This window comes from Myxosarcina sp. GI1, from assembly GCF_000756305.1.
Classification (GTDB): Bacteria; Cyanobacteriota; Cyanobacteriia; order Cyanobacteriales; family Xenococcaceae; genus Myxosarcina.
In genome coordinates, this window is record NZ_JRFE01000026.1 from 1 (window position 1) to 12,831 (window position 12,831).

The following is a 12,831-nucleotide window of genomic DNA, read 5'->3' on the forward strand; positions in this document are numbered from 1 at the left end:
CCCACTTTCGTGGAGAGCATTTTTTTATTTAGTTATTCTAGTTATTCAATTGTTTGGTGTTTAGCCTTCAATCGCAGGTGCGGTTAATGCTACAGGAGTAGCATCGGCACTRGCAAGGTCTAAGGGGAAGTTGTGTGCATTACGYTCGTGCATTACCTCAAAACCAAGGTTGGCTCGGTTGAGTACGTCTGCCCAAGTATTTACAACTCTTCCTTGAGAATCCATTACCGACTGGTTGAAGTTGAATCCGTTTAGGTTAAACGCCATCGTACTGATTCCCATTGCGGTGAACCAAATACCGATTACTGGCCACGCTCCTAAGAAGAAGTGTAGGCTGCGGCTATTGTTGAAAGACGCATATTGGAAAATCAAGCGACCAAAGTAACCGTGTGCGGCTACGATGTTGTAGGTTTCTTCTTCTTGTCCGAATTTATAACCGTAGTTCTGTGACTCGGTTTCAGTTGTTTCGCGGACTAAGCTAGAAGTTACTAAGCTACCGTGCATGGCAGAAAATAAGGCTCCACCAAATACGCCTGCTACACCTAACATGTGGAAGGGGTGCATCAGAATGTTGTGTTCGGCTTGGAACACGAACATGAAGTTAAAGGTACCAGAGATACCTAATGGCATTCCGTCAGAAAAGCTTCCTTGTCCTAAAGGATAGATTAGGAATACTGCAGTTGCTGCCGATACTGGTGCTGAATATGCTACACAGATCCAAGGACGCATTCCCAGTCTGTAGGATAGTTCCCACTGACGTCCTAAGTAAGAGAAGACTCCGATTAGGAAGTGGAAGACGATTAGCTGGTAAGGACCACCGTTGTAGAGCCACTCATCTAATGAGGCTGCTTCCCAGATGGGATAGAAGTGTAGACCAATTGCATTAGAGCTTGGTACTACTGCTCCCGATACGATGTTGTTACCGTACAGTAATGAACCTGCTACTGGTTCTCTAATGCCGTCGATGTCAACTGGTGGTGCTGCGACGAAGGCGATTAGGAAACAGGTGGTTGCTGCTAGGAGTGTGGGAATCATTAGTACGCCAAACCAACCGATGTAAATACGGTTGTTGGTGCTGGTTACCCACTGACAAAAGTTCTCCCAAGCACTGCGATTTTCGCGAGTTCTTAGTGTAGTTGTCATATTGTGTGAATTATTGCGTTATGTATTAAATTTTCAAGGTTCTGTAGATGGGAAACGAGATAAAAATAATTTGTTTCTCTCATCCACGTTTACATATTAACTAACTTTTCAGTCTTTGTCAAGTTTTGTAACGTAATTGTTGCCGATCTATATCAAAAGTTGTACATATTAGCTATTTTTGTCGTGTTAGTTCTGAGCCAGCGCAAAGAAAAGTAGGATTAAATCTTAGTTTAATAGGCGATCGAGCTACTTTGAGTTTATTTAGTACTAAGCATTTTGTAACCAGACAGATGCAAGGATTTCATACTTTGCCCCTTTTGGACTTAGTTGAGAACTAACCAAAGCGACTGATGCAACTGGTTCGACTAATTGAAATGGAGTAAGAAAAATAGTTTCTTTTTGCCAATGACGCGATCGCGCCACAGTGATGTGAGGAATAAATGAGCGTCGCTCGGCAATTATTCCTAAGTCAGAAAAACCTTCATTGAAAAATTGAAATATGAAGTCCAACTCTGGCGATCGCTCTACAGCAGCAGCTACTACGCGAGGCTTGCGGTGGGAAGGAAAGAGCATTAGTTGCTTAATTTGAAGTGATGCAGCAGGCAATTTGCCCTTAGCTTTGAGAAATGCTTTGGTAAGATCGTTGAGTTGAGTTGCATCTACCTCGCCAATAAACTCGATCGTTAAATGCAAAAGCTCTGGTGCTAAAATTCGCACCTTAGTTTTGAGCTTTTGAGAATAGTTTTCGGCTTTTTGTCTAAGTTGTTGTTGAGTCGATAGGCTCGGAAAAACACCTACAAAAAGACGCAACCGATCGCTCATATTCCTTTGTCGTTTTTATAAATTTTAGATTTGTAATATTTTCCCAAAGCTATTAATGGAAAATATTGCTGATAGAGATGATATTTTAAATAGAAGTGACAGGGAAAGCCAGTGCCAGTAAATTCAGCTTCGTTCCAAGTTCCGTCTGACTGTTGCGTAGCTAAAAGATAGTTAATTCCTGTAGAGATCGCTTGACGAGCATCAAATTCAGTAGCATTCATGGCATCGATTAAACCAATTAACGCCCAAGCCGTTTGTGAGGCAGTGCTAAGTCCTTTGCCTTTTAAAGCGGCGTTTTGATAACTCTGACAAGATTCACCCCAGCCACCGTCGTGATTTTGACAGCTTACCAACCAAATCGCGCCTCGATTTATGTTTGCCTTACAAGCTTCAGGCGCAATCACGGTTAGGGCTGAGAGTGCGCCACTAGTACCATATATATAGTTTACGCCCCACCTGCCAAACCAACTGCCATCGGGTTCTTGTTCAACAAGCAAATAAGCGATCGCTTTATTAAACTGTTTTTCATCTATAGTCAGATCGCATTTACCCAGCATTTCTAATACTCTAGCGGTTACATCGGCAGTATTGGGATCAATCATAGCCTTAAGATCGCCATAGGGTATTGAGTTAAGTAAATCTAGATCGTTATCTACATCAAAAGCCGCCCAGCCACCTGGTTTACACTGCATACTGGCAATCCATCCGAGACATCTAGCGATCGCCTGTCGTTTTATAGCTTTATCTGGTAATTCGATCCCTGCTAACGCCATCACTACTACAGCAGAATCATCTACATCGGGGTAAAAGCGATTGTCAAATTCAAATGCCCAACCTCCTGGAGTAGCGCGGTTATTTTTTACTGCCCAATCTCCATAATCAAAAATTTGCTTGTCTAATAACCATTCGCCGCCCTTAACTACAGCAGAATGCTGGGGGTTCATTCCCGACTCGACAAATGCTCGCAAACACCAAGCCGTATCCCAAACTGGAGAAACACAGGGCTGTATTCTGTAGCTATCTTCAGTTTCGATGGCAAAATTTGCGATCGCCTGCAAACCCCGTCGCACAATCGGATCGTCAGCATTGTAATTGAGAGTGCGTAAAGCCAGCATAGAATTCAGCATTGCAGGAATAATTCCGCCCCAGTCTCCCGTAGCTTCTTGTCTTTCTAAAACCCATTTTTCAGCAGCGGCGATACCTTGTTCTCGAAAGGGAACTAAATTATGAGCTTCGGCAAATTTAAACCCTTCATCCAAGGCTAAAAAGATATCCGTCCAGTTGTTATTACAGGGTAATTCGTAGCGCACATTGTTAATACCTTCTGGATACAGTTCATCCAAATTAATTGCAGGATCTGTTTTAAATACAGGCTGGCGATCGCAAACTATGAGTAAAGGTACGGTACTGCCACGCGCCCAACTAGACATCTCATAGATATTGACAGGGAATTCATTGGGCAACAGCATGATCCAGGGAGGAAGTGAAGGAATTCCCCGCCACTGATAACAACCAATCAAAGCTAAATGCAGTTTGGTAAAAATACGGGTTTTACTAATGCCACCGCGTTGCCGAATAAAGTGCTTGGCAGATACTAATGCAGGATCTTCTGGAGATACTCCCAATAAACGCAACGCCAGATAAGCTTCGACAGAAGTAGAAAGTTCGCCACCATCGCCGTAAAATAACTCCCAACCCCCGTGTTCGCGCTGTTGCGATCGCAAGTAATTTTGGATTTTTTCTTGAGGAATACTGCGTTCGGTTCCCCAAATTTTATGTAATAAAACTACTTCGGCGGTAATAGTAACATTTGATTCTAATTCCCCCCACCAATAGCCATCGGGATATTGAATAGAAAGTAAATAATTTTGGCTACAGGCGATCGCTTCTGCTACTGTCTGCTGAGTTGCTCTATTTTTGGTTGGCATTACAAGCACTAAAATCCTACACGATTAACAGAAAATATCATAAGCAGTAGGAAATAGGAAGTAGGAAGTGACGAGGAGACAAGGAGCGATCTTGACTAGTAGAGTGAAATCCCCAAGTCCCAAATTCTTCTATCTCTCCTGCTACCTTTGCCATTTTTCTGTACTAAATTAAAAAGGATAGAGATTGTTTGTCTCGCTTGCCAAGAATTTATATCGAATGAAACAAAGTACTTTAAGGAACATTGTCAAGGGTTCGCTCTTTTTAGGTTTAGCAACCCTTGGTTCTTATAAGTTGGCTACAATTCAACCTGCAACCACCGAAAGCAAAGTTGTCAAAACTGAGTTGATTATTTCTGCTGCTGCCAGTATGAAAGATGTATTAGAAGCGATCGCTCCAGTTTACGAACGAGCTAATCCTCATATAAAACTTGTATATAACTTTGCCTCCTCTGGTACTTTACAGCATCAAATAGAGCGTGGTGCGCCCGTAGATATTTTTATCTCTGCGGCTGCCAAACAAATGAATTATCTGGCAGCCAAAAACTTATTACTTAGCGAAACTCGTCAAGATTTGCTTAAAAATCAGATGGTGTTGGTAGTACCTAAAAATGCAGCTAAAATTGATGACTTTAACGATCTAAAAAATGGCAGCATAGATCGAATTGCTTTGGGAGAACCTAAAAGCGTTCCCGCAGGTAAATATGCCAGCGAAATATTAACTGCTCTTAATTTAAGTAATGCAGTTAAATCCAAAACCGTCTATGGCAAAGACGTAAGGCAAGTTCTTAACTATGTAGCTACAGGCAATACCGATGCGGGAATAGTCTATCAAACCGATGCTAAAACTAGCGATCGCGTTAAAGTAGTTGCCACCGCACCAGAACCAACCCATTCTCCCGTCGTCTATCCTGTTGCAGTAATAAAAGACAGTAAAAATATTAAAGCTGCTAAAAAGCTGATGGAGTTTTTGTTTACTCCTGAAGCCCAAGCCGTATTCAAACAGTATGGTTTTACACCGCTAAGTCGCTAGAAGTTTATTTTCTAGCTTTATTAAAATTATTTTTAATTTAAGATTCTGATAATGAATTATCCATCACCACCCTGGAAGCTTAAAGGATCTGCCATTCAATCGCTAAATCTTATCGATGTAGATAAAGCACGTTTGCATATTCCTCCAGAATTAGACATAATTTCGATTTTACCAGGTAAAACCCTGGGTGGAATCTACATATCTGCTTATAAGACTGGTTCGGTGTTGCAATACAACGAATTAATCGTGGTTGCTGGCTTGACTCGTCATGGAAATAAAATTGGTGCCTGGATTTCCCATATCTATGTCGATAGTGAAACTTCGGTTGCTGGCGGTAGAGAAATCTGGGGACTTCCCAAAGAAATGGCTGAATTTACCTGGGAACGAAATCGAGTAGAAGTAAAACAAGGCGATCGCCTTTTATGTAGCGTAAAATATCAGCCTAGCTGGTTTAATTTAGCTCCTTGGTGGCAACCTCAATTTATTGCTATGGCTTTTGGCGGTTTGAAAACAAACCTATTGTTGTTTGTCAATCAGTTTTCTGCCGATATTGCTTTACTTTCTGGGGAAGCCTCGATACCTCAAAATAGTCCTTTTGCCTCTTTAAATTTAGACCGAACGTTGTTTACCTTCAAATTAGATCGTCTAAATTTGAATACTGGCGTACCAAAGATAGCAGGAACAAAATCTACCCTCGGATCGACCGCTATTTAATTCACAGATGAAAATCAAACACTCAATTAATACTCACAAATTGCTTACTTTTGCTTTCGTTTTAGGATTGATGGTCTTTTATGACAATTTTACTATTGCAGCTTGGGTCTATCTGGCTCTACATGGAACTTATGGCATCATGTGGCTGTTAAAAGATAGTTTGTATCCAGATAAGCAGTGGGAAGCAGAAACATCTATTCCGATGGGAATATTTAATTTTATTATGCTCGGTTTATATTGGGTTGCACCTTTTTTATTGATTAGCAACTATGTCGAACCTCCCTTTGCCCTGATTGCAGCAGCGATCGCCATTAATATTACAGGAACAGTTTTACACTACGGTAGCGATGCTCAGAAATATTTCACTCTCAAACATAGATCGGGCTTAATTACCGAAGGCTTTTTTAGCCGCAGTCGCAACCCCAACTATCTAGGCGAAATTCTGATTTATCTCAGCTTTGCCCTGCTGGCACAACACTGGTTACCCTTTGTCATTTTAGGATTTGTGGTCGCTACTACCTTGGTTCCCAATATGCTGAAAAAAGACAAATCTCTATCTCGCTACTCAGAGTTTGCAGCTTATAAAGAGCGTTCTGGCATATTATTACCCAAGATATTTATATCCCATTCTACTTCTTCAGCGACCGCCGATTCTTGAGTAGTTAAATTTTAAACGAATAAAGAGAGTAGAAGCTTACTTCTTCCTTCTTCCTCCATCCTTCTTACTTCGAGCGAACGCGAGTTAAACTAGCTAAAAAATAATTATCTTTTCTTAACCTGGTAACTAGTTCTAGTCCGCGATCGCAAACGCTAAGATGAGAGATAGAAGTATTTAATTATCAAATAAAGCAATTAAAAATTTTGCTTTAAAACTGTTTATAGATAAATATGGTACAGACTCCAATTCCTCAGCACGAAAAAGACAAAAAGGTATCGAAGTTAGAACAACTCAAAGAACGCAGCGACTTTTTAAGAGAACCGTTAGCTAGCGAACTGAAAAACGATAGTACCCATTTTAGTAATGATGCCCTGCAAATTCTCAAGTATCACGGTTCTTATCAGCAAGATAACCGCGATAATCGGGCTAAGGGTCAAGAAAAAGACTACCAGATGATGTTACGTACCCGCAATCCAGGCGGTTACATCCCACCCGAACTATATCTAACCTTAGATAAACTATCGGAAGAATACGGCAATCACACCCTCAGAGTTACTACTCGCCAGGGTTTTCAAGTACATGGTATTCTCAAACAAAATCTCAAAACTGCAATTTCTGACATCGTGCGGAATATGGGTTCGACGCTAGGGGCTTGTGGTGACGTTAACCGCAACGTTTTGGCTCCTCCCGCACCGTTTAAAAATAAGCCAGAATATTTATATGCCTGGGAATATGCCGAAAAGATTGCCGATTTATTGACACCGCAAACAGGTGCGTACTACGAAATTTGGCTAGACGGTGAAAAAGCGATTAGTGCTGAAGAAGCCCCAGAAGTAAAAGCGGCTAGAGAACGCAATGGTAATGGAACTGTCTTTAAAGAGGGTGAAGAACCAATTTACGGCGAACACTATATGCCCCGTAAGTTCAAAATCGCCCTGACCGTTCCTGGGGATAATTCTATTGATGTCTATACCAATGATATTAGTCTGGTAGTAATAACTAATGAGGGGGGAGAACTCGAAGGATTTAATGTGCTTGCAGGGGGTGGTTTGGGACGTACCCACAACAAAGAAGAAACCTTTGCTCGTATGAGCGATGAAATTGGCTTTATTGCCAAAGAAGACGTATACGATCTGGTAAAAGCTATTGTCGCTACCCAAAGAGATTATGGAGATCGCTACAATCGCCGTCATGCCAGAATGAAATATTTACTGTACGACTGGGGCGTAGATAAGTTTAAAGCCAAGCTAGAAGAGTATTTTGGCAAAGCGATCGCGCCATTTAGAGACTTACCAGAGTGGAAGTATCAAGACTATCTCGGCTGGTACGAACAGGGAGATGGTAAACTATTTTTTGGTATTTCTGTAGAAAATGGTCGGGTAAAAGATAAGGGTAATTGGCAGCTTAAAACCGCTTTAAGAGAAATTGTCGAGCAGTATAACCTACCTTTAAGACTCAGTGCCAACCACAACATTTTGATCTACGATATCGCGCCAGAGCAAAAAGAAGAAATTGCTAAAATCCTGCAACAAAGAGGTATAGAAACCAATCCAGACGCGATCGATCCTTTAGTGCGCTATTCGATTGCTTGCCCTGCTTTGCCTACCTGCGGTTTGGCTATTGCCGAATCGGAACGAGCTTTACCAGGAATTATCGATCGCCTGAGAACATTATTAAATAAACTCTCAATGTCAGAGGAACACTTTGTAGTTCGCATGACAGGATGTCCCAATGGTTGCGCTCGTCCCTATATGGCAGAATTAGGTTTTGTTGGTAGCGCGCCCGACAAGTATCAAGTTTGGTTGGGAGGTACTCCAGATCAAACCCAACTAGCTCAACCATACGAGCAAAGAATGCCAATTGAAGATTTGGAAAGCTTTTTAGAGCCGATTTTGATCTATTTTAAACAAGAAAGGCAGACGGGAGAAAGCTTTGGTACCTTCTGCGATCGCGTGGGATTTGATGCCATTCGACAATTTTCTGCCAATTACACATTAGGAAGCTATATGGAAGATACTAGTAAAAAACGCAAATTTCGTAAAAATCAACGACGCGTTAGCGTACCCGACGAGCTTTTTCCTCGTTTAAAGGAAGTGGCACAAAAAGAGGGAAGACCGATGAATCAAATTATTGCTGAAGCTCTAAATGATTACTTTGGTAAAGAAAAAGAAACACAGTAGATAACTAACTGAGATTTACGATACTAGCATAAAGGGGAAAGAAAGCAAGCTTCTTTTCCCTTTATTATTTAGATACGTTTTTGCCTGTATAAACTAAATACTGTATGCCAGAAATAAACTTTCAAATCCAATGGCCCGACGGTAAAACCGAAATCTGTTATTCTCCTTCTTCAGTTGTAAAAAAATACTTTGTGCCAGAAGCGGAATACGAGTTAGCAGAGTTTGTTGCTCGCGCTCGTACTGCTTTAAATCTTGCCAGCGATCGCGTCAAGGCTGCGTACGGATTTTCCTGTAGCAGAGCTTTAGGACAACTGCAACAGATAGAAACCAAGGCATCTGATTATCAACAATTAACCAATCCTAAAGTACGTTTTTTAAAGTTTATTAAATAATGATACTTTCGGTCATCGCTCACTTGAATTTCAACACCTTAATTTAAAAAGCCGATCGCGTCAGCAAATATAACAGACACCGCTAATAAGTTAAAATCGATCCCGAAGACTATACAAACTAAGGTCGCTAAAACTTCTAAGGTAGTGCGATCTTTTCTATTTGGTTTTAAACTGTTTTTTATTTCGACCAATGGAGATTTTAATTGTTGAAGACGAACGCGAAATTGCCGAAATCATTCGCGAATGCCTAGAAGCTGAAGGATTTGTATGTCAGGTTTGTTACGACGGTCATTCTGCTTTACAGCTTTTTGCCGAACGACAACCCGATTTGATCGTACTCGATCTTAGATTACCAGGTATGGATGGTTTGGAAATATGTACTCAAATCCGCCAAAAATCCGTAGTCAAAGACCCCTATATCTTAATGTTGACTTCTAGAGGAGAAGAAATCGATCGCATTATTGGTCTATCGACAGGAGCAGATGACTACTACATCAAACCTTTCAGCCCTAGAGAATTAGTCGCCAGAGTACGGGCATTATTACGCCGTCGTCTTCGCGAGAGCAATCAGTCTCAGGTGTTGCGTACTAAAACTTTTGCGATCGAGCTAGAACAACACAGTGTAAGTCGTCATCTCGATGGCGACTCAACAGAACTGTTGGATTTATCGACTTCTGAGTTTAAATTAATGGCTTTATTTCTCAAGCATCCTGGAAGAGTTTGGGAACGAGCGCAATTAATTGAAAAACTCTGGGGAGATGATTTTTTTGGTGAAGAGCGAGTAATCGATACTCATATAGCCAGGTTACGTAAAAAAATCGAACCCTGCCCTAGTAATCCTATCTTTATTCAAACTGTAATTGGTGTGGGTTATAAATTTGAAGATTCATAGCTGGAACCCGATCTCACTCAATTTACCTACTCGCCTGTTTTTCTCGCATATTTTAGTTACTATTGTCGCCGTAACTGCATCTTCTCTGGTAGGTAATTTTTTTTCATCTCGTTTTTTTCAAACCCAAGTTAGAAGTTTAGAAGGAAAAGGGTTAACGATTCATACCGCTAACGCTCAACTGTTAGAAATATTTGAAAGCACCTGGATTCATGGCAATTTTTGGTCTTTATTAATCGGTACTTTAGCGGCAGCAATTTTGAGCTATTGGATAACTAAAAGGATCGTACTGCCGTTAGAGCATCTAGAAACAATGGTCTATCAGTTTGCCAACGGCAAATTAAACAAGCGAATGCCCGATTTAGAAATTCCCGAATTAGATCGTCTGGCAACGAGTTTCAATCGGATGGCATCTACTTTAGAAGATGTAGAAGCCAAAAGAAAAGAGATTATCGACGATTTAACTCACGAACTGCGAACACCACTAACTATTATTCGCGGTCGTTTGGAAGAAATTGCCGACGGAATTATCTTGCCTAATTCGCAAATTTATTTTCGACTAATTCGCGAAACTAAACGTTTACAACGTTTGGTCAACGATTTACAAGAGCTTTCTCAAGCTGAAGCTGGTAATTTACCGCTCAAGCTGCAGCCAACAGACCTGCGCTATATTCTAGTACCGTTGGTAGAAAGATTTGCCGCCCAACTACTCGATAGCGATCGCGACTTGAATTTAAACTGTCCGAACAATTTACCTTATGTCATGGCAGATAGCGATCGCCTGGAACAGATTTTAGTTAATTTACTGAGTAATGCGATTCGCCACACACCTAAAGGTACCATTGCTCTTAAAGTTTGGAGCGAAGATCGAAGAGTCTGGATATCTATAACGGATACGGGAACGGGAATTCCTGCTGATGAACTGCCTTATATCTTTAAACGTTTCTGGCGATCGCAAAAGTCCCGTTCTCAAAAATACAGTGGTACTGGTATTGGTTTGGCAATCTGTCGTGGCTTAGTTAGATTACACAAAGGTGAAATATTTGTTGAAAGTCGGTTGGGAATAGGCAGTACGTTTAAATTTTTCTTGCCTCTCGCTAATTAGCACGGCAATGTTAACACACATTCTCAAAAGCATTAAGTCAAAACAAATTTTTAACTTTTGCCTTTTAATTTTTGACTTTTTCAACTTCACTGTTTTGTCAAAACTGACACCGAACTGTCATGGACATGAAAAAACAGTTTGTTAAGCTCAATACTGCTTTATACATATTCTTTTTCAACAATTAAAAGTTTATGCAGCTTGATTTATCTGCGTTAGATAATAAAAACGAGATTTTTAATTTAAAACCTTTTTCTCAAGCTTTAGAGTTGCTTCGCAATCGCTCTAAAATTTGGCAACAGTCATATATTACAGCCAAACCCTATCCTCATTTAGCAATCGATAACCTGTTTGAACCAGAGTTACTCGAACGTTTGCTAGCAGAGTTTCCCCAACCCGAACATCGAGACTGGCTAGTTTGGAATTCTACCCATGAATCTAAAACTACTTCGCGTGGTATAGATAAATTGCCTATATTTACCCAAATGTTTTGTTTGTGGCTAAATTCCAGAGAGGTTATCAAAGCGATCGAACCAATTGTAGGAATTGATAATTTAGTTGGCGATCCTATGTTTCATGGTGCGGGTTTACATGAAATGTATCGAGACGGTTGGCTAGAAATGCACGCCGACTATACCAAACACTCTAGTTTACCTTTAATGCGTCGCGTCAATTTACTAATTTATCTCAACCAGGATTGGGATACTAGTTGGGGAGGAGAACTAACGTTACAAGATTACGAAAATTCTAATCACCGAGTTAGTTACGCTCCTTATTTTAATCGTACGATTATTTTTCCTACTACTACTAAAACCTTTCATGGTGTACCTACTCCCCTAACCTGTCCTTTGGAGCGCAGTCGCAAACTACTTTCGATCTACTATTGGACACCAATTGCCATGCCTCGATTGTTAAAAGGCGGCACTTCTATACGTTGGGCAACGCAACAAAAACGAAATTCAAACAAAATGCTGTTTAGAGCGCGCTTAAAAAGGCTCGCCAAGCGTAATTTTAATTAACTCAAACCAAACGAAGGTAAATTTTCGCGGTCAAACCAAACGATTTTTTTGCGATCGCGCTCTGGACGCTGGCTGAGTCCGAAGGACTTGCTACGCAATCGCCAATCGCCATCAATGTTTAAAATATTAATTTCGTTTGATTATAGAAGTATTAATAAATAATTGTAAAAACTCGAATTCTTTGTTACTTATTTTTTTATTTAATACCATATTTTCGATTTTCAAATTTTTACCTTAGTTTGTCGTACTAACGCTGGTAAACTTTTATTGACAACAAAAAACTAAAAACCTTTTTTAAAATAGATTCAATGTTAGAAATTAGCAAACCTCAATGGCAACAAAAATTATTTAAACATGGTAATACAATAATTTCCGATCTCGATCACCTTTGGTTGATCAATCAAGGGATAGTTAAAACTAGAACCTGGAATGAAGAAGGAAGGGCGATTGTGTTAGGATACTGGGGAATGGGTGATGTAGTCGGTCAATATTTGTCGAGAATCAATCCCTATGAAATAAAGTGTTTGACACCCGTTAGAGCCACTTGCGTACACAGAGAATATTGGCATTATCTATCTAAGGAATTGCGTCGCCATCAACAAGATACAGAAGAACTATTGTATATCTTTCGCCATAAAAGTCTTCGTCAAAAAGTAATAAAATCTTTAATATTTTTAGTTAGAAAGTTTGGTATTGAATCTCATAATGAAAAAACAAAAAAAATTTACTTAACTCATCAGGAACTAGCAGATTTTATAGGAAGCAATAGACCTGGAATTACTAAAACTATTAACGAGTTAGAACGAGAGGGTTCGATCGAACGACCCGATCGCAGTGCTATTGTTTTGCACAACAATTTAATCAAAAAATCTATTTAAATCGTAAAAAAACTTTACAAATATTTTGTTTATTATGTCTAATATCTTGATTTTTCAGATAATAACTGTTGTGGCA

General features: G+C 40.1%; 12 protein-coding genes. 9 read left to right on the forward strand and 3 right to left on the reverse strand.

Annotated features, from left to right (window positions below; genetic code table 11):
- Nucleotides 1–60: 60 nt before the first annotated feature.
- From psbA to shc, 3 genes are all read right to left on the reverse strand, one after another.
- Complete coding sequence (gene psbA, locus KV40_RS20185; RefSeq protein ID WP_036485467.1) at nucleotides 61–1,143, reverse strand: photosystem II q(b) protein; 1,083 nt, start codon at nucleotides 1,141–1,143, stop codon at nucleotides 61–63.
- Between the two features lie 267 nt (nucleotides 1,144–1,410).
- Nucleotides 1,411–1,965, reverse strand: a complete 555-nt coding sequence (thpR, locus tag KV40_RS20190; protein ID WP_036485469.1) for an RNA 2',3'-cyclic phosphodiesterase — start codon at nucleotides 1,963–1,965, stop codon at nucleotides 1,411–1,413.
- On the reverse strand, nucleotides 1,962–3,893 hold the full coding sequence (gene shc, locus KV40_RS20195) for a squalene--hopene cyclase (RefSeq protein WP_036485472.1): 1,932 nt from the start codon (nucleotides 3,891–3,893) through the stop codon (nucleotides 1,962–1,964). Before shc ends, thpR begins: the two co-directional genes overlap by 4 nt.
- Before the next feature lie 217 nt (nucleotides 3,894–4,110).
- Here shc and modA point away from each other — a divergent pair, with 217 nt between their 5' ends.
- The 9 genes from modA to KV40_RS20240 all read left to right on the forward strand — a co-directional run bounded on the left by modA (nucleotide 4,111) and on the right by KV40_RS20240 (nucleotide 12,755).
- Complete coding sequence (gene modA, locus KV40_RS20200) at nucleotides 4,111–4,923, forward strand: molybdate ABC transporter substrate-binding protein (RefSeq protein ID WP_036485473.1); 813 nt, start codon at nucleotides 4,111–4,113, stop codon at nucleotides 4,921–4,923.
- Nucleotides 4,924–4,974: 51 nt separating this feature from the next.
- A complete protein-coding gene (locus tag KV40_RS20205; RefSeq protein WP_036485474.1) occupies nucleotides 4,975–5,637 on the forward strand; it encodes an acetoacetate decarboxylase family protein in 663 nt (220 codons plus the stop codon).
- A 7-nt stretch (nucleotides 5,638–5,644) separates the two neighbouring features.
- The gene (locus KV40_RS20210; RefSeq protein ID WP_036485475.1) at nucleotides 5,645–6,295 is read left to right on the forward strand and encodes an isoprenylcysteine carboxylmethyltransferase family protein; all 651 of its coding nucleotides are present in this window, start codon (nucleotides 5,645–5,647) and stop codon (nucleotides 6,293–6,295) included.
- 230 nt (nucleotides 6,296–6,525) lie between these two features.
- Nucleotides 6,526–8,475 (forward strand): sulfite reductase, ferredoxin dependent, encoded by a 1,950-nt coding sequence (gene sir, locus KV40_RS20215; protein WP_036485477.1) that lies wholly within the window; start codon nucleotides 6,526–6,528, stop codon nucleotides 8,473–8,475.
- Nucleotides 8,476–8,579: 104 nt separating this feature from the next.
- A complete protein-coding gene (locus KV40_RS20220; protein WP_036485478.1) occupies nucleotides 8,580–8,867 on the forward strand; it encodes an MSMEG_0570 family nitrogen starvation response protein in 288 nt (95 codons plus the stop codon).
- A 190-nt stretch (nucleotides 8,868–9,057) separates the two neighbouring features.
- Nucleotides 9,058–9,759, forward strand: a complete 702-nt coding sequence (locus KV40_RS20225; RefSeq protein ID WP_036485479.1) for a response regulator — start codon at nucleotides 9,058–9,060, stop codon at nucleotides 9,757–9,759.
- Nucleotides 9,746–10,861, forward strand: coding sequence for a cell wall metabolism sensor histidine kinase WalK (locus KV40_RS20230; RefSeq protein ID WP_253274331.1), 1,116 nt, complete (start codon nucleotides 9,746–9,748; stop codon nucleotides 10,859–10,861). The genes KV40_RS20225 and KV40_RS20230 overlap by 14 nt, the downstream gene beginning before the upstream one ends.
- A 191-nt stretch (nucleotides 10,862–11,052) precedes the next feature.
- Nucleotides 11,053–11,877 carry a 2OG-Fe(II) oxygenase gene (locus tag KV40_RS20235; protein ID WP_052055794.1) on the forward strand — a complete coding sequence of 275 codons (825 nt, stop codon included), beginning with the start codon at nucleotides 11,053–11,055 and terminating at the stop codon, nucleotides 11,875–11,877.
- Nucleotides 11,878–12,185: 308 nt separating this feature from the next.
- Entirely contained in the window at nucleotides 12,186–12,755 is a 570-nt protein-coding gene (locus tag KV40_RS20240; protein ID WP_036485481.1) for a Crp/Fnr family transcriptional regulator, read from the forward strand.
- Nucleotides 12,756–12,831: the final 76 nt, after the last annotated feature.

Excerpts from the sequence above, each read along its gene's own strand:
- KV40_RS20210 (WP_036485475.1), top strand. The coding sequence starts at position 5,645 with ATGAAAATCAAACACTCAATTAATACTCACAAATTGCTTACTTTTGCT.
- shc (WP_036485472.1), bottom strand. The coding sequence starts at position 3,893 with ATGCCAACCAAAAATAGAGCAACTCAGCAGACAGTAGCAGAAGCGATC.
- KV40_RS20235 (WP_052055794.1), top strand. The coding sequence starts at position 11,053 with ATGCAGCTTGATTTATCTGCGTTAGATAATAAAAACGAGATTTTTAAT.
- thpR (WP_036485469.1), bottom strand. The coding sequence starts at position 1,965 with ATGAGCGATCGGTTGCGTCTTTTTGTAGGTGTTTTTCCGAGCCTATCG.
- KV40_RS20205 (WP_036485474.1), top strand. The coding sequence starts at position 4,975 with ATGAATTATCCATCACCACCCTGGAAGCTTAAAGGATCTGCCATTCAA.
- KV40_RS20220 (WP_036485478.1), top strand. The coding sequence starts at position 8,580 with ATGCCAGAAATAAACTTTCAAATCCAATGGCCCGACGGTAAAACCGAA.
- modA (WP_036485473.1), top strand. The coding sequence starts at position 4,111 with ATGAAACAAAGTACTTTAAGGAACATTGTCAAGGGTTCGCTCTTTTTA.
- KV40_RS20225 (WP_036485479.1), top strand. The coding sequence starts at position 9,058 with ATGGAGATTTTAATTGTTGAAGACGAACGCGAAATTGCCGAAATCATT.
- KV40_RS20240 (WP_036485481.1), top strand. The coding sequence starts at position 12,186 with ATGTTAGAAATTAGCAAACCTCAATGGCAACAAAAATTATTTAAACAT.
- sir (WP_036485477.1), top strand. The coding sequence starts at position 6,526 with ATGGTACAGACTCCAATTCCTCAGCACGAAAAAGACAAAAAGGTATCG.